20 protein-coding genes are annotated in these 24,449 nt (G+C 67.8%); 3 read left to right on the forward strand and 17 right to left on the reverse strand.

What is annotated here, in order from left to right:
• Positions 1 to 16: 16 nt before the first annotated feature.
• From MARPU_RS10810 to efp, 14 genes are all read right to left on the reverse strand, one after another.
• Entirely contained in the window at positions 17 to 1,030 is a 1,014-nt protein-coding gene (locus MARPU_RS10810; RefSeq protein ID WP_005223264.1) for an RNA-directed DNA polymerase, read from the reverse strand.
• A complete protein-coding gene (gene avd / locus MARPU_RS10815) occupies positions 1,027 to 1,389 on the reverse strand; it encodes a diversity-generating retroelement protein Avd (RefSeq protein ID WP_005223263.1) in 363 nt (120 codons plus the stop codon). Before avd ends, MARPU_RS10810 begins: the two co-directional genes overlap by 4 nt.
• Positions 1,376 to 1,879: an HRDC domain-containing protein gene (locus MARPU_RS16755; RefSeq protein ID WP_005223261.1), complete on the reverse strand. Its 504-nt coding sequence runs from the start codon at positions 1,877 to 1,879 to the stop codon at positions 1,376 to 1,378. Before MARPU_RS16755 ends, avd begins: the two co-directional genes overlap by 14 nt.
• A gap of 137 nt (positions 1,880 to 2,016) precedes the next feature.
• Positions 2,017 to 5,382 (reverse strand): formylglycine-generating enzyme family protein, encoded by a 3,366-nt coding sequence (locus tag MARPU_RS16760; RefSeq protein ID WP_005223260.1) that lies wholly within the window; start codon positions 5,380 to 5,382, stop codon positions 2,017 to 2,019.
• Complete coding sequence (locus MARPU_RS10835; protein WP_005223259.1) at positions 5,379 to 6,449, reverse strand: hypothetical protein; 1,071 nt, start codon at positions 6,447 to 6,449, stop codon at positions 5,379 to 5,381. The genes MARPU_RS16760 and MARPU_RS10835 overlap by 4 nt, the downstream gene beginning before the upstream one ends.
• Positions 6,450 to 6,473: 24 nt before the next feature.
• The gene (locus tag MARPU_RS10840) at positions 6,474 to 7,430 is read right to left on the reverse strand and encodes an AAA family ATPase (protein ID WP_005223258.1); all 957 of its coding nucleotides are present in this window, start codon (positions 7,428 to 7,430) and stop codon (positions 6,474 to 6,476) included.
• 20 nt (positions 7,431 to 7,450) lie between these two features.
• Complete coding sequence (locus MARPU_RS10845; protein ID WP_005223255.1) at positions 7,451 to 8,446, reverse strand: hypothetical protein; 996 nt, start codon at positions 8,444 to 8,446, stop codon at positions 7,451 to 7,453.
• A 36-nt stretch (positions 8,447 to 8,482) separates the two neighbouring features.
• A complete protein-coding gene (locus MARPU_RS10855) occupies positions 8,483 to 9,886 on the reverse strand; it encodes a trypsin-like peptidase domain-containing protein (RefSeq protein ID WP_005223253.1) in 1,404 nt (467 codons plus the stop codon).
• 16 nt (positions 9,887 to 9,902) lie between these two features.
• On the reverse strand, positions 9,903 to 10,223 hold the full coding sequence (locus MARPU_RS10860; RefSeq protein ID WP_005223252.1) for a CU044_2847 family protein: 321 nt from the start codon (positions 10,221 to 10,223) through the stop codon (positions 9,903 to 9,905).
• Between the two features lie 206 nt (positions 10,224 to 10,429).
• Positions 10,430 to 11,461: an ABC transporter permease gene (locus tag MARPU_RS10865; RefSeq protein ID WP_005223249.1), complete on the reverse strand. Its 1,032-nt coding sequence runs from the start codon at positions 11,459 to 11,461 to the stop codon at positions 10,430 to 10,432.
• Positions 11,462 to 11,466: 5 nt separating this feature from the next.
• A complete protein-coding gene (locus MARPU_RS10870) occupies positions 11,467 to 12,354 on the reverse strand; it encodes an ABC transporter ATP-binding protein (protein ID WP_005223248.1) in 888 nt (295 codons plus the stop codon).
• Positions 12,355 to 12,391: 37 nt separating this feature from the next.
• Entirely contained in the window at positions 12,392 to 16,330 is a 3,939-nt protein-coding gene (gene hrpA, locus MARPU_RS10875; protein ID WP_005223245.1) for an ATP-dependent RNA helicase HrpA, read from the reverse strand.
• A 68-nt stretch (positions 16,331 to 16,398) separates the two neighbouring features.
• Positions 16,399 to 17,394 (reverse strand): EF-P lysine aminoacylase EpmA, encoded by a 996-nt coding sequence (gene epmA / locus MARPU_RS10880; RefSeq protein WP_005223243.1) that lies wholly within the window; start codon positions 17,392 to 17,394, stop codon positions 16,399 to 16,401.
• Positions 17,391 to 17,963, reverse strand: a complete 573-nt coding sequence (efp, locus tag MARPU_RS10885; RefSeq protein WP_025275289.1) for an elongation factor P — start codon at positions 17,961 to 17,963, stop codon at positions 17,391 to 17,393. Before efp ends, epmA begins: the two co-directional genes overlap by 4 nt.
• On the opposite strand from efp, the gene epmB reads away from it, so the two are divergent.
• Complete coding sequence (gene epmB / locus MARPU_RS10890; RefSeq protein ID WP_005223241.1) at positions 17,962 to 19,020, forward strand: EF-P beta-lysylation protein EpmB; 1,059 nt, start codon at positions 17,962 to 17,964, stop codon at positions 19,018 to 19,020. The genes efp and epmB overlap by 2 nt on opposite strands.
• A 104-nt stretch (positions 19,021 to 19,124) precedes the next feature.
• On the forward strand, positions 19,125 to 21,218 hold the full coding sequence (locus tag MARPU_RS10895) for an EAL domain-containing response regulator (protein ID WP_005223239.1): 2,094 nt from the start codon (positions 19,125 to 19,127) through the stop codon (positions 21,216 to 21,218).
• On the opposite strand, the gene MARPU_RS17915 is transcribed toward MARPU_RS10895, so the two are convergent.
• Positions 21,215 to 21,943: a lytic transglycosylase domain-containing protein gene (locus MARPU_RS17915; RefSeq protein ID WP_005223238.1), complete on the reverse strand. Its 729-nt coding sequence runs from the start codon at positions 21,941 to 21,943 to the stop codon at positions 21,215 to 21,217. The genes MARPU_RS10895 and MARPU_RS17915 overlap by 4 nt on opposite strands.
• 284 nt (positions 21,944 to 22,227) lie before the next feature.
• Between MARPU_RS17915 and MARPU_RS10905 the strand changes: the two genes are divergently transcribed.
• Positions 22,228 to 22,983, forward strand: coding sequence for a hypothetical protein (locus tag MARPU_RS10905; RefSeq protein WP_156929267.1), 756 nt, complete (start codon positions 22,228 to 22,230; stop codon positions 22,981 to 22,983).
• Positions 22,984 to 22,988: 5 nt separating this feature from the next.
• On the opposite strand, the gene MARPU_RS10910 is transcribed toward MARPU_RS10905, so the two are convergent.
• On the reverse strand, positions 22,989 to 23,885 hold the full coding sequence (locus tag MARPU_RS10910) for a 5'-nucleotidase (RefSeq protein WP_005223234.1): 897 nt from the start codon (positions 23,883 to 23,885) through the stop codon (positions 22,989 to 22,991).
• A gap of 24 nt (positions 23,886 to 23,909) precedes the next feature.
• Entirely contained in the window at positions 23,910 to 24,440 is a 531-nt protein-coding gene (locus MARPU_RS10915) for a hypothetical protein (RefSeq protein WP_005223228.1), read from the reverse strand.
• Positions 24,441 to 24,449: the final 9 nt, after the last annotated feature.

Below are 24,449 nucleotides of genomic sequence, written 5' to 3' on the forward strand. Positions count from 1 at the left end.
TGGAGCCTGTGTCCCGTCAGCCACGAGTGATGCTGGCATCGGAGACCCGTCGGCGCAAGCGGTAGGCATCGGCCTGGCTGACGTGGGCGAAGAGGCAGGCGGCACGGTTGGCCAGCTCACTCTCGTCGATCCGTCCCTGACTGGCCGCCGCTTCGAGGGTCCTGACCTGACGGCGGAACCGCCGACGCGTACGCTGGTTGAGCCGAATGGTGCGCGGGTAGATCCGAAAGCCGAGGAAGGGAATCCCCTCGCTGACCGGTGCAACCAGGGTGGCCGCGTCTTTGAGCTCCAGATGGAGGCGCTCGGCGAGGAACTGGCGAATCTCGGCGAGCAACAGATGCAGACTCGGCTTGTCCGGTGCGAACAGCAGCAGGTCATCCATGTAGCGCAGATAGGCCTTCACGCGCAGGCGCTCCTTGACGAAATGATCCAGCTCGCCCAAGTAGCGGTTCGCGAAGTGCTGGCTGGTGAGGTTGCCGATCGGCAATCCCTTTCCCGGCGGCGCGTCCGGTGGCCCGTGCACGATGATCTGGCCCAGCAGCTCGAGAAGCCGGGGCTCACAGAAGTGGCGTGCCAGTTGCGCCTTGAGGACCTCGTGATCGACGCTGGCGAAGAAGCGCCGGACATCGCATTTGAGGAAGAAGGCATCACGCCGGGCAAACGCCTGGGCGCGGGCGATGGCCGCATGAGTACCTTTGCCGATCCGGCAGGCATAGCTGTCGAAGATGGCATAGCGCTCGAAGACCGGCTCCAGCACGTCGCAGACTGCGTGATGCACCACCCGGTCGCGAAACGGCGCGGCGCAGATGGCGCGAGGTTTGGGGTCGCGGACCTCGAAGCTGTAGAAGGTGCCGGGCCGATAGCGGCCTTCCATCAGCTCCTCCTGGAGCTGGATCAGCTCGCGCTCCAGATGAAACTCGAAGCGCGCCACCGAACCCCGATCACGCTTGCCGCGTGCGGCCAGGCGCTCGGCGGCGAGCAGGTTGTCGAAGGCGACGATACGCGCGAAGAGCCCGTCAGCGCGTTTCATGGCCGGGGACGTTGCTCCTGCTCGCGGATCCAGCCGCCGAGCATGCGCCCAACGCCGTTGATCGACTTGGCCGCGTGCTCGTAGCCGGCGTGGGGCAGGTACTGGAGACGATGACACAGCCGCAGCAGGACCCGCAGCTTCTCCAGGCGCAGGTTAACCCGGCGCAGGATGGCGGCCTTGTCACGCGTGTAGCGCGCCTCGACCAAGTCTTCGGCGATGTCGAGCGCCAGATTGTTGATGCGGTCGGCGAAGGTGAAGCGGACCCGCTTGGGAAACTTCTCCGTGGCCGGCAACAGCCATTCGAGGAACTGCATCCAGGCGGTAAAGATCGGCAGATCCTCCTGATCATCCGGCCGCATCCTCACCCTCCTCTGCGCCGGCACTCTGGATGATCGCGAGCAGCTCGCGGCCGTATTTCTTCAGCTTGGCCTCGCCGAAGCCTTCGGCCTCGGCCAGGGCGTTCAGAGTGCCGGGCTTGCGCTGGACGATCTCGGCGAGCTGGCGGTTGTTGCAGATGACGTAGGGCGGAATGCCCTCCGCCTTGGCACGCTCTCCGCGCCACTCACGCAGCCGATTGAACAGCGGCCAGTCCTCCTGGCGCAGGAGGTCACGCCAGGCGGCGTCGCGGCCCGCAGCGCTCCGCGACGACTTGGCCGAGGTCTGAGTGGATGCCGCAGGTGCTGCCAGGCGATAGCGGACGACCAGCGTCAGATAGGGCCGGCCGGCGTGGATGAAGAAATGGTCGCTGATGGCGTCGACTTCCTTGTCGGTCAGGAAGTCGCGGACGGGGCTATCGTCGAACCGCCCGTTCACCGGATCGAAGCCGAGCGTGAAGACGCGTACCTGCATGGGCTCAGTCACCCCGGCGAGCCGTTCGGCTCATGCCGGCCGCGCGGCTACGCACGCGCGGCGGCCAGGGGGTTTGGTCGTTTCCGAGCGCTGCCCCTGATGGCGGAAGCCAAGGGTCAAAGGGTAAGAGTGCCAAGCTATACGGTCCTCGAGAGGCGGAAGCCGAGGATGTAGTAGCGGTCCGACGGGTGCCAGTGGTAGCGGTACGCCGAACGGCAGCCGTCGGCAACGTAGTCCCAGGAGCCGCCGCGAATCACCCGGCTGGAGCCCGACTCGGAGCCAGTTGGGTTCTCTCTCGGCGTCTGCTCGGAGCCTGCTCCGAGTAGCTGGGAGTAATCGCTTGAGTACCAGTCCGAGCACCATTCCCAGACGTTGCCGTGCATATCGAAGAGTCCCCAGGGATTCGGTTGCTTTTCGCCCACCGGATGGAGCTTGCCTCCAGCGTTCTGCGCGTACCAGGCATGCCGACCCAATTCCTTCTCGTCGTCGCTACAGCTCCAGCGGGTCGTCGTTCCGGCGCGGCAGGCGTATTCCCACTGCGCCTCGGTCGGCAGGGCATAGTGCTCGCCGGTCTGCTCGGAGAGCCAGACGCAGAAGGCAACCGCGTCGTCCCAGCTGACACCGACGACCGGCAGGTCCTCCGCATCTGCCGAGATGCCGCACTGTCGGTAGTCGTTATTGCTGCCAGTGTCCAAATGGTACTGGTTGCCCTTTTCCAGCCATTCCGGCCAGTGAGAGTCCTTGGCCTCGCAGAAGCGCCGGTAGTCGCCCCAGGTGACGGGCGTGCGGCCGATGGCAAAGGCATCGAGCCGGACCGGCTGCACTGGCTTCTCATCGTCCCAGCCCCACTCGTCGCCCATGAGAAAGGTGCCACCTGGAAGATAGACCAGCTCGGGGGCGTCGATCGAGGTCTCGGCACCATCGCGGCCGACGATCCGGAAGCGATCGCGGAAAACCTCCCGAGGAGCGTAGCGGGAGCGGCCGGTCGGCCCCGCGGCTGACGCGCGCGGGGCCGTTTCCGGTGACCTGGTTTGTGGGTCGGCCTGGGTGTCCGGACTCGGCTGCGCGCCGCCAAGGGTAAAAGGGTGAGAGCGCCAAGGGCCAGTCCTCGAGAGGCGGAAGCCGAGGTAGTTGTAGCGGAACGACGGGTGCCAGTAGTTGCGGTACGCCGAACGGCAGTCGACGGCATCGCCGTTCCAGGAGCCGCCGCGAATCACTCGGTAGGAGCCGGATTCGGGACCACCCGGATTCTCACTCGCAAACTCTCGAGCACTACTCAATGGCGATTTGGATCCACTCGAAAGATTTCGAGCAGATGCTGAGTGTTGTTCGAGTTCATTTAAGAGTTGCTCGTGATAGCTGTCCGAGTACCAGTCCCGGCACCACTCCCAGACATTGCCGTGCATGTCATAGAGATGCCAGGCGTTGGGCTGCTTCTGGCCGACCGGGTAGGTCTGGCCACCTGCGTTTTCGTCATACCAAGCGTAGTCGCCGAGCTGCGCCTCGTCGTCTCCGCAGCACCAAGGGGTCTCGGTTCCCGCCCGACACGCGTATTCCCATTCGGCCTCGGTCGCGAGGCGATACGACTCGCCGGTCTCCTGGCTCAGCCAGTCGCAATAGGCTTGAGCGTCCTCCCAGCTCACGTTGATGGCGGGGCGCTCCTCCCTCCCCCAGCCTTGGTCTTCCGGCTTCTCGCGCCCGGTCGCCTCGCAGAAGCGGTCGTACTCGGCGAAGGTGACGGGATACTGGCCGATGGAGAAGGCATCGACCCGCACCGGGTGCGCGGGCTTCTCGTCGTTGTAGGGACTATCCTCCTGCCCCATGGTGAAAACTCCGCCCGGTAGCCAGACCATGGCCGGGCCTTCGCTGTGGTCCTTGAGCGGATCGCGCAGACCGGCAATCGGTTCGGGCCTGACCTCGGGCTCCGGCGGGCCGAGGGTAAAAGGGTAAGAGTGCAGAGGGCCAGTCCTCGAGAGGCGGAAGCCGAGGTCGTAGCCGCGGTCCGACGGGAGCCTGCGGTGGCGGAACGCCGAACGGCAGTCGTCGGCAACGTTGTACCAGGAGCCGCCGCGAATCACACGGTTGGAGCTCGACTCGGGGCCACTCGGATCCTGCTCGGGCTCGCTCGAGTAGCCGCCGTACCAGTCCTCGCACCACTCCAAGACGTTGCCGTGCATGTCATGCAACTGCCAGGCATTGGGCTTCCTATTGCCCACCGGATGGGTGCCGTCGCCCGCGTTGCGGCTGTACCAGGCATGGGCACCGAGCCCTTCCTCATCGTCCCCGAAGCAGTAGGCCGTGTTGCTGCCCGCACGGCAGGCATGTTCCCACTGGGCCTCGGTCAATAGCCCATAGGTCTGCCCCGTCTCCTTGCTCAGCCACTGGCAGTAAGCCCGGGCATCGTTCCAGCTGATGCAGACCACGGGATGGCTGTCGTCCTGTGAGATGTAGGGGTTGCGCCAACTGGCGTCGCGCTCTTGCTTGGGACTTCCCTTGTTCCAGAGCCATGCCCCATCGCCCACCTCCGCTTCGGTGCGGTGGCCGGTGGCCTCGACGAAGCGGCGGAACTCCCCGACGGTGACCGGATGCTGGCCCACGGCGTAGTGGTTGAGGGTGACCGCGTGGACGGGGTGCTCTTGGTCGCGACCGACGCCTTTCTGGCTGCCCATGGTGAAGGTGCCACCGGGGAGGAAGACCATCTGTGGTCCCACACCGGAGCCGTCTTTGAAAGGATCGCAGAAGGGAACCGGTGAATGCGGGAGCGCCTCGTTTGGGATGTCGACCTGGGCGCCGATGTCGGGCAGCGCCACTCCGGCGACGCTACGGACACTGGAGGCCGCTTCGGGATGGGCGAGCCGTGCGCCCACGACCTGCAACGCGCGCGGATCCTGCAAGAGTCGCGCGACTTCGCCCGCATACTCGAGCAGTTCCGGGTGCTCACCAAGGCGATCGGACAGGGCCTCGGTCAGTCGGATGAGGCGTTTGAGCTCCGCAGTAGAGATCAGCCCGTCCCCAGACTCCGGCGATGCACCGCCAAGTCCCGCCGCGAATGCGATGGCAATCTGCCGCGCCGTCTCGCCCCGCTGCTCGGCGAGATAGGCCATGGCCGACCACTGCTCGGCCTGAAGCTGCGCGGGTCCGAGTCCAGCCCCGGCGGCACCGAGCTGACGAACATAGCGCAACAGCAGACTGGCGGCTTCACGCATTGGCTCGGATCCCAGCCGCGCGCGCATCTCGGCGATCAGGCAGGCGCGTACGTCCTGATCCAACACGAACTGCTCGTATCCGGCCTGCTGGCACAGATCGGAGAGCAGCAGATCGGCCTCGGCAATCCAGGGCACGCCGTCGCGCCCGCGCAGAAAATGCGTACGCAAGTAACCGAGCAGCTCGGGCGTGATCACCAAGGGCAGCGCGGCATACCACGCCAGCTCGCGATATGGCTCGCCGAAACGCCGGACGAAGCGCTCGATGCGTGCTTGGGCGATGTCTTGCGCAGAGTTCAACGCGGCCTCCAGCCGACCTGGCCCCGCAGCCGGTCCACCGCGTTGCTGAATCCGTCCTCGTCCATGGGAAACATGTCAACGATGGCGCCGATGAGCTGCGCGGTGGTCCCGGCCCAGCGCTGACTTGGGACCGGATTGAGCCATGCGAGGCGCGCGGTGCGCTGCTTGAGATCCACGAGCACGCGCGCGCTCGCACGAAAGCGTGTCTGGTCGCGGCCCCCTCGGGCGGCGCCGGCGTCGCTCATGACGAGGATGCTCGAATCGCCGTCACACTCGGCCAGGAGGTCCTCGAGCGGCATCGGACGTGTGCGGTGCGCATCCATATAGACCTGCGCGGCCGGTGTGTTCTGGAAATAGCCGATATCGACCCGGCCGAGACCCGCGTCGTTGAGCGTCTCGACCAGCTCGCGGGTGAGGTGGTGAAAGGGCACCATGGAGCCACCCTGATCGAGGAGGACAACGAGGTGGCTGTGGTCGGTCACACGCCGCTCGAGCACGGGCTGATCGAAATAGCCCTGACGAGCGGCGCGATCGATGGTGGCAGGCAGATCGAGCTGATCGCGCGGACCGTCCTTCACGGGCCGGCGCAGGTAGTGCCAGGAATACGCCATGCTCCGACGCGACACCGGATCAGCACTGATCAGCATGGCGTCGTCCACCAGCGGCGCCGGCATGTCGGGCGCCCGCACGGGCAGTGGCATCAGGGCGCGCATGGGGCGCGGTTCGAGCTGCGGCGGTGGCGACGACGGTACCTCCTCGGCAGGCGGATGCGGCGGCTCCGTGGCTGACGGCGGAGATGGCGGTGTCTCGTCGCGCTCCGTCGGGGCCGTGCGCATCGGACGCTCGGCCAGCAGCCGCTCAAGCTGGGCCTCGAGCTCGGCATTGTGGGCGGCTGAGGTGCACCAGAGGAGCTGCAGGATGCGCTTCAGCCGCGGCTCGGCAGCCCCTCTGTGAGCCTCCAGGGCTCGACGCGCATCGAGTAGCTCGGGCAAACCCAAGGGCACACCGGCTGCACGGAGGCGCTGGAAGAGCGCGGTCAGCAGGTCATCGAGGTCCTTGGGTTCCATGGGCGCGGCCAGACTGCCGATCCCTCAGACGACCGGCCCGTAGCGCTGCCAGTCGGCGCGCAGCTTGAGCAATACCTCAGGGCACGGCAAGGGGGCCTCCGGGCGGCTCAGCTGCTCGAGCAGTGAGCGCGTGCGTGTCCCGCGTGAGCCGGCATCGCCGCGCGCGAGAGCACGGCCGAGCGCTTGTAGCCAATCGAGCAGCTCACTGGTGCCGGGCTTTTTGAATAGATCGTCGCGCTCGCGCAGGGCCAGGAATCGCTCAACGGCGACGTCGGTCAGCTCGGCGGAAACCGCCGCGGCTTGGTGGATCGCCAGGATGTCCTTGAGTTGCTTGGTGTCCGTGGGGAAGCGGATGTAGCTATAGATGCAGCGACGCAGGAAGGGGGCCGGCAAGTTGCCCTTCTCCTTGTTGCTGGTGATGATGACGATGGGCGGATGCTCGGCCCGGATGGGCGCATGATCCGCCTCCTGGACGCAGAACTCGCGGGGGTCGTCCAGCACGGTCAGCAGATCGTTGGGAAAATCGATGTCCGCTTTGTCGATCTCGTCGATCAGCACGACGGCTGGACAGTCTTTGCAGCGAAAAGCCTTGCCCAGGGCGCCCCAGCGCACGTAGTCCATTGGATGCTGCGGGTTGCGCGTCACACGCGCTTGGGTACGGGGCAACGATGCCATGTGCACATCGTGCAGGCGCAGCATCGCCTCGTAGGTGTAGAGTCCATCCTGCGCCTTGCTGGTGGAGCGCACGAGCCAGGGATAGAACGGCAGGCCCAGTGCAGCCGCCACATGCTTGGCGAGCTGGCTCTTGCCGCTGCCGGCCTCGCCTTCAAGCAGAAGCGGACGGTTCAGGTGGATCGCGAGATTGACCGCCTCGATCAGCTCCTCCGAGGCGATGTAAGGCACGGGCTTGGGGGCGTCCGGGTGTCGCTTGGCGGGTCCCGCGGTGCCGGGCCGCAGCTCGAACGGGCAGGCGTCGGTCATGGTGTCTGTCCTCGGGTCGTTCAATCGGTCATGGGGCACAACTGTTTGAGCAGCTCGTGCTCGATCAAGCAGGGGACGCCGTCGCTAATCCGCATCACCAAGTCGCGAACGCTTCGGATGGTTTCATCAGGATGGTTCGTCATCCCGAAGCGCGCGAGCCAATCATCCACCTCGTCAGCCGTCCAGTTGCGCAGCTCGATCTCCAGGCAGCGATCGCGATGGACATCGGCCAGGCTACAGCAATGCTCGGGGGACAGAGCGCCTTCCGGCAGTTGGTCGTCGACGAAGAGCGCCGCGAGCAGCGTGACGCTACCCGCTCGTTGCCTCGCGACGATCTCCAGGTCGGCGATGAGCCGACGCCAGAAATCCATCACCACCCAGTGCAGCGCCGTGGGCTCGTTGTCCACTAGCCAGTTGCATCCGTGGATCTCGATGAAGGCGATACTGCCAGCTTGGAGGGAGCCGCAGAGCGTGGTGCTCACGGCTTCGAGCTGCTCGCGTCTGGACCGCCCCTCCAGACTCAGCTCCAAGTGGTCTGCCATGACACGCAAGAGTTGATCGACATCGTTGCGCGCGCCGTTCTTGGCCTCCAATCTGACCGGAAACGGCCGGAACAGACCACCCGCTTCGGTCTTCAGCAGGCTGATGATGCGCTTGGCGCAGAGCAAGCCGCTGCGAAGGCTGCAGCACTGAAAGAGCCAGAGACCGGCGCGTCCGTCCTTCGATTGATTCTTCAGAAGATCTCGGACGCAGTCGTCCACATGGGCGAAGTCGATCCGATGCAGGCGCGCGTGGAGGAGGTCGTGGACTTTGTCCGGCTCACGGCGATCGCTCGGACAATCGACCTGCGCCGGCGCCAAGGTCATTGCTTGGCTCTCTCGCTCAAGCTCCTCCATACGATTGGCAATCCGTTCAGCTTCCTGCTTGGCTCGCACCCCGTCTGCCTCGCTGTGCAACGCGCTTTCGACCAGAGCTGCCTCGTACTGTGAGGCTAGGAGTTCAAGCGCTTTCTCCATAGCTTCGCGTCGCCTTGTCCGTGAGACCCCTGTCACCTAAACCTCTCCGGCCAGTTGGCGCTCGATCTCGTCGATACGCTGCGCGAGCGCGGCGGCTTCCTGCTCGGCACGCACACGAGCGGCGCCGCTTTGCAGCGCGCCTTCCACGAGCGCAGCTTCCCATTGCGCCGTGAGGAGGCTCAGTTGCTGCTCCAAGCCCCAGCGCCGCCTCTCGTTGCCCCTGGGCGCCGTCTCAGCAGCCCTGGGTGTCTCAACTCTCGCAGCTGGATCGGTTCCATCGCGTGGGACGCTGATGTAGTCCCGAGTCGTTTCAGACTGCGCTTCGTGCGATGACGGAGGCTCGCCTGAGGCGAGCTCCAGCCGCGCGACGATCAGATCTGCCGCCGCCTCCGGCGTGCGATCCCGCACATCAGGCACGATTGCGTTGAAGTGGATGCCTGCGACATCGCCATCACCCACCCGGATCGGCAGAATGCGGTCGCGGTCTCGCTCATCATTGGAAGCGCGAGCCTGCATCAAGCGAGCGCGAATCGCCTCGTGCTCGGTCAGCGTCCAGGGCTTTTCGCCGTAGCGCTCCGCAACGCAGACGACCACCAGCTCCGAGCGCTTTCCGTAGATGGCTTGCAGCTTAAGGTCGGCGTCCGCCCCCGCAAGATAGTGCTCAAACCACGCGTCCAGGAAAACGCTCCCTTGCCCGAGTCGGGCCTCGACAGCCTCGGCAATGCGCCGCACGAGCTCGCGCTGCTCGCCGGCAAAAGAGAAGGCGACAAGGAACGTTTCCGGAAGCTTGCGCACGGCGGTCTTGGCACCAACCTTGAACGCCTGCGCGACTGGCTTGGTGTCTGGCTGCGGCATCGGCGCGCCCAGCCATGCGGCGGCTTCGGGATACACCCGCGGCAGCTCGGCGACGCTGATGGCAAAGCCTTTGTCCTCGCCGACCCGATGCGTCACGACGGCCACGACCTGCTCCTTTGCTGGGTCGTAGATCGGTGATCCGCTGTAGCCGTTCTTGATGCGCTCGAAGGCGCCGGCTTGGTCATTCAGGTAGTAGTCCCAGTAGGCCAGGTCTTCGCCTGCGGCGTGAGCCCAGGCGGTGCGCTGACCGAGCCTTCCGTTCAGGCGGCGTCCCTCCGGCCCGAAACCATAGATCCGCACTGGCAGGCCTTCGACGCCCTGCGGGGCGAGTGACAATGGTTGAAGGCCCGGTAAACCAGGAACGCGAAGAATGGCAAGATCAAGGGATTGGCCGCCTGGATCGGAGATGAGCTCTCCGCGCTGGCCTTTGATGTACAAACGCTCTGGCCCGATGGTCTCGACGACGTGCCAGCAGGTCACGAGCAGTAGCGCGTCGCCGTCGTGCGCCACGGCAAAGCCCGTCCCCTGCGGCTTGTCGGTCGACGTGGGACCCGTGATGCGGAAGACCGTCTGCTGCCAGTCCATGCGGGCTTCCGTTGGCCTATTCCGGTGCCTTCGGCCGGACCTTGAGGGTAAAACTGAGATTGGCGCTGCCCGTGCCTTGTACGATGAAAAGCTTACCACTGGCTTCAAATCCGAGACCGAGCTGGATCTCGATTTCGTCGATGGTGAGATCGCGGTTGAGCTCGGTCCACACCGACGCCAACGGCTGGACCGCCTTGAGCAGCAGCTCCTGGGCTTGGTCCATAGCACCCTCTGCCAGCTCGGCGGCGCTGGCGGCAACGTGCTTGGGAGTCTCTTCGGGATTGGAGGACACCTCCACCAGGAGGCCGTCACGCAATTGAATCAATTCAGTGGCCATACGCTTTCCCTTCGTTAACCTTACTGACCCGTCGCCGAATTGTCACCGAAAACGCGCCGATTGTCTCTCTTTTCGGTCTTAAAGCCTTGCGGCTTTTCGCGAACGCATGACATGAGCCATCCACAGATTGAGGTTCAATCTTTCCGGCTGGCGGCTGGCGGCTGGCGGCTGGCGGCTGGCGGCTGCGAGCTGCCTGAGCGCTCCCCCTACTCCCAACGGAACAGCCGGGCGGCGATGGCGAGCAGCGCGGCGGCGATGGCGAGCAGGATGCCCAACTCGGGCAGTACCGCGATGAATCCGGCACCGTCGATCATCACCGCGCGCGCGGCGTCGACCACATGGGTCAACGGCAGCAGCGGCGCCAGCGCCCGGGCGAGCGCGCTGGTCCCCTCCAGCGAGAACCACACCCCGGAGAGCAGCATCATCGGCCACACCATCAGGTTGAGCACGCCGTCGGCCAGCTCCTCGGTGCGCAGCCGCGCGGCGACGATCAGCCCCAGGCTGATCATCGCCAGGGCACCACAGGCGAACACCGACGCCAGGGCGAGATAGGAGCCACGCATCGGGAAGTCGATCAGGGTCGCCGCGCCGAGATAGACCGCCAGGGTCGAGCCGAGCACCACCAGCAGCCGCGACAGCACCTGGGCGATGAGGAACTCGGCGGCGCGCAGCGGGGTCGCGCTGAGTCGGCGCAACACGCCGTTCTTGCGATAGCGCACGATCACCCAGCCGACGCCCCACAGGCTGGAGAACATCAGGTTGAGCGCCAGCACCCCGGGCAGCACCCAGTCGATATAACGCACCGCCGCGCCACTGACCGCGCGGCGCTCGACCTCGGGCACGCGGCCCACCTCGGCGGGCGCGTCTCCTCGCCCGCCGAGCAGCAGGCGCTCGGCGAGATAGCCGGTCGGCGAGTCGTCGTTGACCCAGTAGCCGATCGGTTCACTGGTGAGATCGACCACCAGATCGAGCTGGTGACGCTCGACCTTGGCGCGCGCCGCCGTCGGGTCGCTCAGCGCCACCTGCTCGACGTGCTCCAGGGTGAGCAGCGGCAGCGCCACGACATGCGCGTCGCCGAGCACTCCGATCTTGAACACCGGTTCGGGACCGGCGCGGAAGATCGCCGCCAGCGCGATCACGATCACCAGCGGCATCACCACGTTCCACCCCAGACCGGCGCGGTCGCGATAGAACTCACGGTTGCGCGCGATCAAGACCGCGCCGATTCGCTGCAACATCCTCATCACCCCCGCAGTGCGTGACCGGTCAGTTTCAGAAACAGGTCCTCGAGCGTCGGCGCACTCACCCGCAGGGCATCGAGATCGGCACCGCTGGCGGCCAGCTCGGCGAGCACCGGAGCCAACCGCTCGGTGGCGATCTCCAGGGTGGCGTCGACCCGACGCGCGCCCTCGGGCAGCGCCAGCCCCGCCGGCCAGGCCGCCGCCGGCAGCCTGACCACCGCCGCCGGCAGGTGCGCACGCAGCAGCGCCGCCGGCGTGCCCTCGGCGATCACCCGACCGTGGTCGACGATGGCGATGCGATCACACAGCCGCTCGGCCTCTTCCATGTAATGGGTGGTGAGCACGATGGTGGTACCGCGCGCACGCACCCGCTCGATCAGCCGCCAGAAGTTGCGGCGCGACTGCGGGTCGAGCCCGGTGGTGGGCTCGTCGAGGAAGATCAGCTCGGGGTCGTTGACCAGGGCGATGGCGAGCAGCAGGCGCTGGCGCTGACCGCCGGAGAGGCGTCGGGTGTCGCGCCCGAGGATGGGCTCGAGGTCGCAGAGCGCGATCAGCTCGTCGCGGTCGGCGCCGCGCCGATAGAGCCGTGCGAACATCTCCAGCGCCTCGCCGACGCGCTGGAAGTCCTGCAGCGCGGTGGCCTGGAACTGGATGCCGACCACCTCACGATAAGCGGCATCGAGCGGCCGACCGCGATAATGGACCTCGCCGCCACTCGGTGCCAGCACCCCCTCGAGCATCTCCAGGGTGGTGGTCTTGCCCGCGCCATTGGGGCCGAGCAGACCGAAACATTCGGCGGCCCCGACGGCGAAGCCGATGCCGTCGACGGCGCGCACGCCCCCGGGGTAAACCTTGACCAACTCACGCGCCTCGAGTATCGGCGTCGTCATGCTCGCTCGCTCCCAGGTGAAAATCCGATGTCGGGCGTCACAGCCCGAGTTCGCGCCAGCGCGCGCGAATACGCTTGACCGAGACCGGACCATCGGTGCCGAGCTGCTGGGCGAACAACGACACCCGCAGTTCTTCGAGCAGCCAGCGGATCTCGTCGAGCCGCGGATCGGCGCGATCGGCCGCGCGCGCCGCCGCCATCCGCTCGCACCACTGCGACTGCAGCGGTGCCATTTCGTTCATCCACTGGCGATCGCGCGCCGCACCCAGCGGCAGCTTGTCGAGCCGCTGCTCGATCGCCTGGAGATAGCGTGGGTAGTGACGCAACCGCTCCAGCTCGACGCCGTCGAGAAAGCCGCGGAACACCAGGGCGTCGAGCTGGGCGCGGATGTCGAGCACCGCGTGCATCCAGTTGATCTGATTGATCCCGGCAAGCGTCTTGCGCACCCGTTGGTAGACGCCGAGGATCTCGCCGGCGAGCGTACAGACCGCGCGCGCCTCGGCGGCCAGCGCACCGCGCCGCTCGGCCAGGCGCGCCTCGAAGGCAGCACGGGTGCGAAGCGGCTCGGCAGCGCTGGGGAGAAAGGTGCGATCGAGCGCCAGCGCGATCAAGGCGTCGGCGAGGTCGGCCTCGCGCACCCGTCGCGCACCCTCCTCGCCGCTCGCACCCTCGGGCTGCGGTGCCTTGGCGTACTGCAGCCGCATGCGGTCGAGCTGCGGCAACTGACGACGCAACTGGCGCAGCTCCTGCCCGAGGTGTAGCGCGAACAACCGCCGCACCCCGTGACGATGCGCCGCGGCGGCGCGCGCCTCGGCATCGAGCACCCGCACCGCCACCGTCTCGCCCTGATCGACCAGCGCCGGGAAACCGCTCAGACGAATCCCGCCACGCTCCAGCTCGACGCGCTCGGGCAACGCCTCGAAGTCCCAGCGGGTGAGTCCGTCGCGCTCCAGTCCGGGGTCGGGCAGATCGGCGAAGCCCTGCTCGGCGTGCGCGGCGAAGCGTCGGCGCAGCCGCGCCAGATCGCTGTCGACGGCCAGAGTCGCGCCCTCGTCGCCGAGCACCCGGATCTTCATCCGCAGGTGCTCGGGGACCGCCGTCGGGTCCCAGGCGTCCTCGGCCACGTGCACGCCCTTGACCGCGCGGATCGCCTCGCCGAGCGCCTGGAGCAGCGGCCGGTCGCCGGGCTGGAGGCGCACGACCAGTTGCGCGGCGGTGTCCGGGATCGGCACCAGCGAGCGGCGGATCGACTTCGGCAACGCGCGCAGCAGCGCCTCGACGCGCTCGCCGAGCAGCCCCGGCACCAGCCACTCCAGGCGTTCGGCCGAGACCTGGTTGAGCAGCGCCACCGGCACCGACAGGGTCAGCCCGTCGTCATCGCTGCCGGGCTCGAAGTGATAGGCCAGCGGCAACCGCGCGGCGCCGACGGCGAGCGCGTCGGGGAAGCGTGCCGCGTCGACCCCGGCGGCGTCGTGACACATCAGGTCAGCGCGCCCCATGTGCAGCAGCTTGGGGTTGTCGCGGCTGGCCTCGCGCAGCCAGCGCTCGAACTGCGGGCGCGAGTAGATCCCCGAGGGCACGCGCTCGGCATAGAAGGCGTAGATCGCCTCCTCGTCGACGAGGATGTCGCGCCGACGCGACTTGGCCTCGAGCGCACGGATCTCCTCGATCAGCGCCTGATTGTGCCGCCAGAAGGGCGCGCGGGTACTGAAGTCGCCCTCGACCAGCGCAAAGCGCAGGAAGATCTCGCGCGCCTCGCCGGGGTTGATCGGGCCGTAGTTGACGCGCCGGTGCGCCACCAGGGTGACGCCGAACAGGGTGACGCGCTCGAAGGCGGCGACCTGACCGGCGCGCGACTGCCAGTGCGGCTCGCTGTAGCTGCGCTGCAGCAGATGCCGCCCGGCCTCCTCGATCCAGGCCGGCTGCACCCGCGCCACGGTGCGCCCGTACTGACGCGTGGTCTCGACCCGCTCGGCGACGACGACCCACTTCGGCGGCTGGGCGAAGAGCCCCGAGCTGGGATGGAGGTGGAAGCGACTGCCGCGCGCGCCGAGATACTCGCGCTGACCATCGCGAAAGCCGATGTTGCCGAGCAGCCCGCTGAGCAGGGCGCGATGGATCTGCTCCTCGCCGCCCTCGGCGCTGTCCTCCTTGTCGCCCATCTCCAGCATCTGCTCGCGCAGCTGGGCGTGAACATCGCGCCACTCCTGCACCCGGGTCGGCGAGAGGAAGTGACGCTGACAGAGCTTGGTGAACTTGTTGCGCGAGAGCGCGTGACGCTCGCGCTCGAGGAAGGCCCAGAGGTTGACGAAACCGAGGAAGTCGGAGTGCTCGTGGGCGAAGGTGGCGTGGATCTCGTCGGCGGCCTGCTGCTGGTCGTGGGGGCGCTCGCGCGGGTCCTGCACGCTCAGCGCCGCGGCGATGATCAGCACCTCGCGCAGACAGCGCCGCTCGGCCCCGGCGAGCAGCATCCGGCCGATGCGCGGGTCGACCGGCAGGCGCGCCAGCCGTCGTCCCAGCTCGGTGAGTTCGCCCGCGGCGTCGATCGCCGCCAGCTCCTCGAGGGTGCGGTAGCCGTCGCGCACCAGTCGCCCGTCGGGCGGATCGATGAAGGGGAAGCGCTCGATCGCGCCGAAGCCGAGCAGCTTCATCTGCAGGATGACCGCGGCGAGGTTGGTACGCACGATCTCCGGCTCGGTGAAGGCGGCGCGCTCGGCGAAGCCCTCCTCGTCGTAGAGCCGGATACAGATGCCCTCGGCGACACGCCCGCAGCGCCCCTTGCGCTGGTCGGCCGAGGCACGCGAGATGCGCTCGACCGGCAGACGCTGCACCTTGGTGCGATGGCTGTAGCGGCTGATGCGGGCGAAACCGGGGTCGATCACATAGCGGATGCCCGGCACCGTCAGCGAGGTCTCGGCGACATTGGTGGCGAGCACCACCCGACGGGTGCTGTGCGGCTGGAACACCCGCGCCTGCTCGCGCGGTCCCTGGCGGGCGAACAGCGCCAGGACCTCGGTCGAGGGCGGGTGATGCTTGCGCAGGGTCTCGGCGGTCTCGCGGATCTCGCGCTCGCCGGAAAGGAACACCAGCACGTCGCCCGGCCCCTGGGCGGCGAGTTCACCGACGGCGTCCGAGATCGCCCGCTGCATCGAGGCGTCGCGCTCGCCGGCGTGCGGCGACTCGGGCGGGCGATAGCGCACCTCGACCGGATAGGTGCGCCCGGAGATCTCGATCACCGGCGCCGGGCGCCCGGCAGCGTCGGCGAAGTGATCGGCGAAGCGCTGCGGGTCGATGGTCGCCGAGGTGACGATCAGCTTGAACTCGGGGCGCCGCGCCAGCACCCCGCGCAGATAGCCGAGCAGGAAGTCGATATTGAGGCTGCGCTCGTGGGCCTCGTCGATGATCAGGGTGTCGTACTCGCGCAGATCGCGATCCTGCTGCACCTCGGCGAGCAACATGCCGTCGGTCATCAGCTTGATCGCGGTCTCGGGGCGCACGCGGTCGTGGAAACGCACCTTGTAGCCGACCAGGGCGCCGACCTCGCCGCCGAGCTCCTGCGCCACCCGCGCGGCCAGACTGCGCGCGGCGATGCGCCGCGGCTGGGTGTGGCCGATACGCCCGAAGCGGCCGCGACCGAGATCGAGACAGAGCTTGGGGAGCTGGGTCGATTTGCCCGAGCCGGTCTCGCCACAGACCACCACCACCTGATGCTCGCGGATCAGCGCAGCCAACTCCTCGCGCCGCTCGCTGACCGGCAGGGCCGGCGGATAGTCGATCGCGGGGACCAGTGCGCCACGGCGCTCGCACAGCGCCTGCGAGGCACGCAGCCGCTGCCACAGCGCGTGCAGACCGCGCTCATAGGGCTGACCGGCGCGGGCGCGGCGGCGCAGTCCCTTGATGCGGCGCCCGAGGGTCGGGCGGTCCTGGAGCAGACAGCGCTCCAGTTCGGAATCGGCGGGAAACGATTGCTCGGTCAAGGCGATGATGTCGACGGACTTGGCAAGGAAGATGAGGATAACAGCACCGGGCGAGTGCCCGGTGCGGCTCAGGCGCGCTCGACCGGGAAGGCGAGCACGGCGTCGATGTCGGACGCGCCGGTGGCGATCATCAGCAGCCGATCGAGCCCGAGGGCGACCCCGGCGCTCTCCGGCAGCCCGGCCTCGAGCGCGGCGAGGAAATGCGCGTCGAGCGGTACCTCGGCCAGCCCGTTGGCGCGCCGCCAGTCGAGATCGGCGTGGAAGCGGGCACGCTGCTCGGTGGCGTCGGTCAGCTCCCGGAAGCCGTTGGCCAGCTCCACGCCCTCGACATAGAGTTCGAAGCGCTCGGCCACCGGGGGCGTGCCCGGGCGCACCCGCGCCAGCGCCGCCTGACTCGGCGGATAATCGTGGACGAAGCTCAACCGACCGCGCCCCAGCCCCGACTCCAGTCGGTGACTGAGCAGCAGGTCGAGCCAGCCGTCGCGATCGAGTTCCAGCCCCTCGATCCCGCCGATCCCGGCGCGGCGCGCACAGTCGCGCAACTCCACCACCGAGGTGTTCCAGGGATCGATGCCGAGCCCGTCACGGAACAGTGCCCGATAACTCACCCGCTCGACGGCGAGCGCCGGACGGTCGAGGGCGGCGCGCACCAGCGCGGCGACCTCGTCGATCAGGCGCTGATAGTCCCAGCCCGGGCGATACCATTCGAGCAGGCTGAACTCGGGGTGGTGCCAGCGCCCGCGCTCATCGTCGCGGAACACCTTGCAGATCTGGTAGATCGGCCCCGAGCCCGCGGCCAGCAGACGCTTCATCGCGAACTCGGGCGAAGTGTGCAGATAGCCCCCGGCGACCCCGGTGCCGGGGCACACCGCCAGGCTGGTCAGCGCCGGATCGGTGACCGCCGCGCACGAGAGCAGCGGGGTCTCGACCTCGAGCACCCCGGCGGCGGCGAAGAAGGCGCGGATGCGCGCGAGCATCGCCGCGCGCGCCTCGAGCATCTCGCGGGTCGCGCACGGGCGCCACGGCAGCCCTGCCGCAGTCGTGTCCCGGGCGACGGGGCTCATGCCTCCTTGGCGCGCGAGACGTACTCGCCGGTGCGGGTGTCGACCTTGATCAGCTCGCCGGTCTGCACGAACAGCGGCACGCGCACCACGGCGCCGGTCTCGAGGGTCGCCGGCTTGCCGCCGCCGCCCGAGGTATCGCCCTTGAGGCCGGGATCGGTCTCGGTGATCTCGAGCACCACGAAGTTCGGCGGCTCGATCGACAGCGGCACGCCGTTCCACAGCGTGACCTTGCAGAGGTCCTGCTCCTTGATCCACTTCGCCGCCTCACCGACCGCCTGCTCGCTGGCGATCAGCTGCTCGAAGGTGTCGGGGTCCATGAAGTTCCACTCGATGCCATCGTTGTAGAGATACTGCATCTCCGTATCATGGACATCGGCCGCCTCGACCGACTCACCGGACTTGAAGGTCTTCTCCACCACGCGACCGGTCTTGAGATTGCGCACCCGGACGCGGTTGAAGGCCTGTCCCTTGCCGGGCTTGACGAACTCGTTCTCGACGATGGTGTATGGATCACCGTCGAGCATGATCTTGAGCCCGCCCTTGAATTCATTCGTGCTGTAAGTCGCCATGTCATCCTCAATTAATCGAGAGTTAAACCCTACGATCTTACCGCGAAGCGATAGCGGTTGTCAGACCCGCGACTGGAAGCAGGCGCTGCGCCAGGCGATCACCGAGACCGACGACCTGCTCGACGCGCTCGGCCTCGACCGCGACCGACTGCCGCCGCTCGATCCCGACCCGCGCCCCTTCGGCCTGCGGGTGCCGCGTGCGTTCGTCGCGCTGATGCGCCCCGGCGACCCCGACGACCCGCTGCTGCGTCAGGTGTTGCCGCTCGCCCGCGAGCGCGTGGTGGTGCCCGGCTTCAGCGCCGACCCGGTCGATGACGCCGCCGCCGACCAGGGCGACGGGCTGTTGATGAAGTATCACGGTCGCGCCCTGCTGATCGCCACCGGCGCCTGCGCCCTGCACTGCCGCCACTGCTTCCGCCGTCACTACCCGCACGCCGCCGCGGAGACCGGCCAGACCCGCCTGCGCGCGGCGCTCGCGCGACTGGCGGCCGACCGGTCGGTCAACGAGGTGATCCTCAGCGGCGGCGACCCGCTGATGCTCGACGACGACCGACTCGACGCCCTGATCGACGGGCTCGAGGCGATCGGCCAGCTGCGGCGGGTACGGTTGCACACGCGGATGCCGGTGGTGCTGCCGGCGCGGATCACCGAGGCACTGTGCGCCCGCCTGGCGAGGGGCCGGCTGGAGACGGTGGTGGTGATCCACGCCAACCACGCCAACGAACTCGGCGAGGCGGCCGCCGCCGCGCTCGCGCGACTGCGCGAGACCGGGGCGATGCTGCTCAACCAGGCGGTGTTGCTGCGCGGGGTCAACGACAACGTCTCGGCACAGTGCGCGCTCAGCGAGCGGCTGCTCGGCTGTGGTGTCCTGCCCTACTATCTGCACCAGCTCGACCGGGTCCAGGGCGGCGCCCATTTCCAGGTCGACGATGCCGAGGCGCGCGCCCTGATCGCGACGCTGCGGGCCCGGCTGCCGGGTTATCTGGTACCGCGTCTGGTACGCGAGCGCCCCGGCGCCGTCGCCAAGCTGCCGCTGGCCGTCGGCGACGAGATCTGAGGCCGTCGAAGCCATCACTGGGTCGACGGTCGTTTTCATCGGCGTCGCAAACCCCGATAATCGATGCAAGCCTTTTCCTGCGTTCTTGAAACCGGTCGCCCAGCATGCCTGCCCCGAATCCAGCCGTCACACTGCTCATCCTGACCGCCGAGTCCAGCGAGGCCGAGCGCCTCGTCGCCACCCTGCGCGAGGCGGGCATCGCGGCGCGCGGCATGGTCAGCGCCCAGGTGGAACGACTCGGCGAGTTGCTCGCACGCACCCCCTGCGATCTGGTGCTGTGCTGCGCCCACGACCGCGACATCGATCTCGAGGCGGCCCTCGCCGCCCACCGCAGGCTCGACAGCGACACCCCGCTGATCGTCATCACCGGCCCCGAGAGCGACGCGGCCGAATCGCTTCGCGCCCGTCGCGGCGGCGCCCGCGACCTGGTCCGGCGCGACGACCCCGAGCACCTCCAGCTGGTGGCCAAGCGCGAGCTGGCCGATCTCTACCAGCGCCGTGAGGCGCGCGCGCTCGCCACCCGGCTGCGCCAGTGCGAGCGCCGCGCGCGCGAGTTCATCGAGGGTAGCCTGGACGCCATCGCCTTCGTCCAGGAGGGGCTGCACCTGCACGCCAATGCCGCCTATCTGTCGCTGTTCGGCTACGCCGACGCCGACGCGCTGGCCGGCGCCACCTTCCTCGACCTGATCCCCGCCGAGCAACGTCCCCGGGTGCGCGAGTTCCTGCGCGCGGTCGAGTACTCCGATCGCGAGGACGGCGCCGAGCTCGACACCCAGTGCCAGGGCGCCGACCGCCAGCCCTTCGCCGCACGGCTGCGCGCGGCCAGCTCGGAGATCGACGAGGAGCCCTGTCTGCGCATCCTGGTGCGACCGGCGGCGGGCGCGACGGCACCGCTCATCGAGAGCGACAACGGCAACGCCGAGGCGATGCCGGGGCGCGCGCAGATGATCGCCGCCATCGCCGCACGACTCGATGCCGAGCACCGCCCCAGGCATCCCTTCGCGCTCTTCTTCATCCAGATCAAGGGCCGCGCCGAATTGCTGCGCGACCTCGGCCTGACCACCGCACTGACGCTGATCGAAGGCCTGCGCGAACCACTCCAGGGTATCCTCGCCGATCACGCCGGAGGCATGCTGGCTCAGGTCAGTGACGACGGTTTCATGCTGCTGATCGACGGACTCGACACCACCACGGTCGAGCAGATCACCGCCCGGATCGAGCACGAGGCCCGCCTCCAGCGCGGGCGCAATGGCGAGCGCGAGGACGAGGCCGCCGACTGTGTCGTCGCCCACGTGCTGGTGGAGCTACGCGCACGCGAACCCAGCGACATCGTCAACCTCGCCCACCAACGCTGTCTGCGCCTGCTCGCCAGCGGCCCGGGTCAGGGCGGGATGGGCAAACCGACCTCGCTCGCCTCGCGCACCAAGCAGAGCGCCGAGGAGGGCGATGAGCAGATCGCCGAGCGCATCGAGTACGCCCTCGAGCACGACCAGTTTCGTCTGGTCTATCAGCCGATCATCAGTCTGATGGGCGACAACCAGGAGCACTACAGCGTCCTGGTGCGGCTGTTCGACGAGGACGAGGACATGCTCGAGGCCAAGGACTTCATCGGTCCGGCGATCCGTCGCGGGCTGATCGAGCGCATCGACAAGTGGGCCATCCGCGCCGCCATCCAGGCACTCAGCGAACAGCGCCGCGCCGGTCACAACATCAGCTTCTTCATCAACCTCTCCGAGGACACCTTCCGCGACCCCAGCATCGTGCTGTGGATCTGCGACTGCATGCGCGAGTTCGACGTGCGCGGCAACTGGCTGACCTTCCAGTTCCAGGAGGCGCTGGTCGCGGCCAACCTCGCCGGTCTGAGCAAGCTGGTCGAGGCGCTGCGCAAGATCAAGTGCCGGGTGGCGATCAACCGCTTCGGCATGGCCGAGCGCCCGGAGATGCTGCTGCAGGGGCTGGCGCTCGACTTCGTGCTGCTGATGCCCGACTTCTCGCAGCGTCTGGCCGACGATCAGCAGAAGCAGAAACGGGTGATGGAGCTGGCCAACCTCGCACGCGAGTTCAACATCAAGAGCGTGGTCACCGGGGTGGAGGATGCGCGCACCCTGACTGTGCTGTGGACCGCCGGGGTCGATTATGTGCAGGGCAACTTCCTGCAGCGCCCCTCACCGACGCTGGAGGTCTCCAGCGGCGGCTAGCGCGCCGTCGGCGGCGCCCGCAGATAGCCCGGCGGCGCGCGTCTCAGGCTCGGCGCGGCGAGCCGTTGCGCACCGTCCCGACGAGCGGCGAGCGTGGCGCCCGCGGCGGCCTGTCGCGCCGCCATCTCGGGACGCAACGCGGTACGTGCGAGCACCGGACGCAGCACCCCCTCCGCCCCGCTCCGCTCGCCCCCGGCCCGGGCCATCGCCGGGGACAGCTCGATCCCGACCAGCGCGCGCGCTGCTTCCGAGTAGGGTGCAACACCCTTGCGTCCGAGATAGTCGGTGAGCACCCGATGGGTGTAGCGCTGGGTCTCGGGGTAGTCGACCCGCCCGCCGCCTCGTGCCAGGGCCCCCTCGCCGGCGTTGTAGGCCATCACCGCCTGGCCGATGTTGTCGTACTTCTCGAGCAGCCGCTTGAGATGACGCATCCCGGTCGTCAGGTTGGTCGCAGGCTCGGCGAGACGGGTCTGACCCTCGACGCCATAGTCCCGCGCCGTTTCCGGCATCACCTGCATCAAGCCGACCGCACCGACCGGCGAGACCGCGTCCGGGTCATAGGCCGACTCGGCGGCGATCACCGCTTGTACCAGATCCCGGTCGAGTCCGATGCCGTCGGCGATGCGCCCGGCCAGTTCGGCATAGCGCGTCGGCTCACCGGCCACGACGGACAGCGGCGCATGGAGCAGCAGGATCAGCAGCACGGCACGGGGGCAGCGGCACATGACACGGGACCTCGGTCGCTAGCGCAGGGCGGGGTTTTCGAGCATAGACAGGGCGACAGTGGGGTGTCCAGACAATCGCGGACAAGACTGACAAAAAACGTCGGGATTCTTGTCAAGCGATCATGCTGCCCCGATCATCAAACAATGAAAACAACGACATAAAAACTGGTCCAGTTCATGCTTTGTTGTTTCCGGAGACGCACCGACCAACACCGCATCGCGCCACCGACGACAACATGGCGCGGTCACCCAACGGGCAGGTGGACCTGCCGGAGATGGCCGAGATGACGCACAACACCACCCTGCTGCTCGCGCTGACCCTGCTGTTCGGCGGGATCGTCCCTGCCACCGCCGGGACCATCACCACCAGGATCGAGGACTTCACCAACGGCGGCGGCTTCTTCGCCGAGGTACGGGTCAGCGATCTCGGCCCCGACCGCATCCGCCTCACCCTCGATGTCTCCGATCCGGTCAATCCGGGGCTGACCCAGGCCGACCTGCTCGCACTCTGGTTCGATCTCGCCGACCCCGGGCTGCTGCCGTCATTCACCCGTCTCGATACCAGCGGCGCGACCGCGAGCCTCGCCGACGACCCCAGCCAGGTGTTCCCGAGCGGGGGTGTACTCGATGCCTGGTTCGACGCCGACGCGATCGGCAGCCTCGGCGGCAACAACAACCTCAACGGCGGTGGCGGCGTGGCGACGGGCTTTGATATCGGCCTGCTGCTCGGACTCAACGGCGGTCGCGACGGCTTTCAGCAGCAGCGTACCTTCGACCTGGTGCTGCCCGGACTGAGCAGCGCGGCGCTGACCGATCAACGCATCGGGCTGCGGGTCCAGAGCATCGCCGGCGGGGCCTTCGACGGTATCGGCTCGTCGAAGCTGCTCGGTGAGCTGACCGACACCACGCCGCCGCTGATCGCTACCAGTTTCGCGACCTTTGCAGCGCCATCGGGCAGCATCCCGACCCCTGCCCCCTGGGTGCTGATCGGGCTCGGCCTCGCTGCACTGACCCCCTGGTCACGGCGACGCACCGGCTGAGCAGCTCAACCGTTGGCCACACCGTGCGGGACGTGTCCGGTGGCCACCCGCAACCGCGCCGCCTCGCAGTGCTCGGCCTGGTCGTCGAAGAAGATGTCGGCGTCGAAGGCCTCGAGGAAGGGTGACTTGCCGAGGCCGCCGAGGAACAGTGACTCGTCGAGCCGAATCCCCCAAGCGCGCAGGGTGCGGATCACCCGCTCGTGCGAGGGCGCGCCACGCGAGGTCACCAGTGCAGTACGCAGCGGCGCGGCATCGGCCGGGAAAAGCCGCTGCAGCCGATGCAGCGCGACCAGAAACCCCTTGAAGGGCCCGCCCGGCAGCGGGTCGTGGGCGGCGGCCGATTCACTGGCGTTGAACACCGCCAGCCCCTGCTGGCGATAGAGTCGCTCGGCCTCGTCGGAGAACAGCACCGCGTCGCCGTCGAAGGCGATGCGCAACTGGGCGTCGTCGTCGCCGTGCGGCGGCGCGCTGCTCGGCAGCACGGTCGCGGCGGCACAGCCGGCGTCGAGCGCCAGACGCACGTCGGTGGGATCGGCCGAGAGGAACAGATGGGCGCCGAAGGCGGCGACATAGCGATAGGGGCTCTCGCCCCCGGTGAAGGCGGCGCGCTCGATATCGAGCCCGTGGTGATGGGCCGAAGTGAGCACCCGCAGCCCGGTGTCGGAGCTGTTGCGCGAGAGCAGGATCACCTCTACCCGGCCACGATCACCGAGCAGGTCGTTGAGATTCATCAGCTTGCGCACCAGCGGGAAGGCCACGCCGGGCTCGAGGACCTCCTGCTCGTGGGCGATCTGGTAGGCATGGTAGGCATCCACGCCCTGCTCCTCGAACACCCGGTGCGAGGCGCTGAGATCGAACAGCGCGCGCGAGGAGATCGCCACCACCAGCCGCACCTCATCCATCTCCGTCATCATCCCGACAGCCAGCTACCAGGGCATGAACCAGTTCATGAACTGCATCGGCCGGCTGATGCTCTGGTTCATCACCGCCATGTCGTTGCGCATCGACGAGGTCGAGTAGGTCATGTGCTGCATCGCGCGGTCCATCGACTGCAGGCTGTCGAGCATCGGCTCGAGGGTGTTGACGTCATGGGCGAGCGAGTCGACGCCGATGCCCATGTTGCGCATGGTGGCGGTCATCTGGCCCATGTTGTCGGAGATCGACTGCATGTTGCTGGCCAGCACGGTCATGTTGGTGTCGACGCTGATCGCCAGATAGTGCACGTCCTTGGCGAGACTGAAGACCAGATAGAAGCCGTAGGCGGCGAGGATGATGAAGGCGAAGAGGGTCGGATAGACGATCAGCTCCCAGCGCTTGGCGCTGGTCTCGAAGGCCTGCGAGAGACGCTCGATGGCATAGGCATTGAGGTGCGACTCGGCGGCGACCTCGTCGATGGTCTCGCTGCTGGCGCGTCCCCGCGCCTCCTCCTCGCCCGCTGGGTTCTGATGATCGGCCATGATGAGACA

The sequence above is a fragment of the Marichromatium purpuratum 984 genome, from assembly GCF_000224005.2.
In the GTDB taxonomy this organism is placed as follows: Bacteria; Pseudomonadota; Gammaproteobacteria; order Chromatiales; family Chromatiaceae; genus Marichromatium; species Marichromatium purpuratum.

Coding starts and splice junctions, on each gene's coding strand:
- MARPU_RS17915 (WP_005223238.1), bottom strand. CDS start 21,943: ATGTGCCGCTGCCCCCGTGCCGTGCTGCTGATCCTGCTGCTCCATGCG.
- epmA (WP_005223243.1), bottom strand. CDS start 17,394: ATGAGCCCCGTCGCCCGGGACACGACTGCGGCAGGGCTGCCGTGGCGC.
- avd (WP_005223263.1), bottom strand. CDS start 1,389: ATGCGGCCGGATGATCAGGAGGATCTGCCGATCTTTACCGCCTGGATG.
- MARPU_RS10835 (WP_005223259.1), bottom strand. CDS start 6,449: ATGGAACCCAAGGACCTCGATGACCTGCTGACCGCGCTCTTCCAGCGC.
- MARPU_RS10840 (WP_005223258.1), bottom strand. CDS start 7,430: ATGACCGACGCCTGCCCGTTCGAGCTGCGGCCCGGCACCGCGGGACCC.
- efp (WP_025275289.1), bottom strand. CDS start 17,963: ATGGCGACTTACAGCACGAATGAATTCAAGGGCGGGCTCAAGATCATG.
- MARPU_RS10895 (WP_005223239.1), top strand. CDS start 19,125: ATGCCTGCCCCGAATCCAGCCGTCACACTGCTCATCCTGACCGCCGAG.
- MARPU_RS10855 (WP_005223253.1), bottom strand. CDS start 9,886: ATGGACTGGCAGCAGACGGTCTTCCGCATCACGGGTCCCACGTCGACC.
- MARPU_RS10915 (WP_005223228.1), bottom strand. CDS start 24,440: ATGGCCGATCATCAGAACCCAGCGGGCGAGGAGGAGGCGCGGGGACGC.
- epmB (WP_005223241.1), top strand. CDS start 17,962: ATGTCATCCTCAATTAATCGAGAGTTAAACCCTACGATCTTACCGCGA.
- MARPU_RS10860 (WP_005223252.1), bottom strand. CDS start 10,223: ATGGCCACTGAATTGATTCAATTGCGTGACGGCCTCCTGGTGGAGGTG.
- MARPU_RS10910 (WP_005223234.1), bottom strand. CDS start 23,885: ATGGATGAGGTGCGGCTGGTGGTGGCGATCTCCTCGCGCGCGCTGTTC.
- MARPU_RS10810 (WP_005223264.1), bottom strand. CDS start 1,030: ATGAAACGCGCTGACGGGCTCTTCGCGCGTATCGTCGCCTTCGACAAC.
- MARPU_RS10865 (WP_005223249.1), bottom strand. CDS start 11,461: ATGTTGCAGCGAATCGGCGCGGTCTTGATCGCGCGCAACCGTGAGTTC.
- MARPU_RS10905 (WP_156929267.1), top strand. CDS start 22,228: ATGACGCACAACACCACCCTGCTGCTCGCGCTGACCCTGCTGTTCGGC.
- MARPU_RS10845 (WP_005223255.1), bottom strand. CDS start 8,446: ATGGAGAAAGCGCTTGAACTCCTAGCCTCACAGTACGAGGCAGCTCTG.
- MARPU_RS16755 (WP_005223261.1), bottom strand. CDS start 1,879: ATGCAGGTACGCGTCTTCACGCTCGGCTTCGATCCGGTGAACGGGCGG.
- MARPU_RS10870 (WP_005223248.1), bottom strand. CDS start 12,354: ATGACGACGCCGATACTCGAGGCGCGTGAGTTGGTCAAGGTTTACCCC.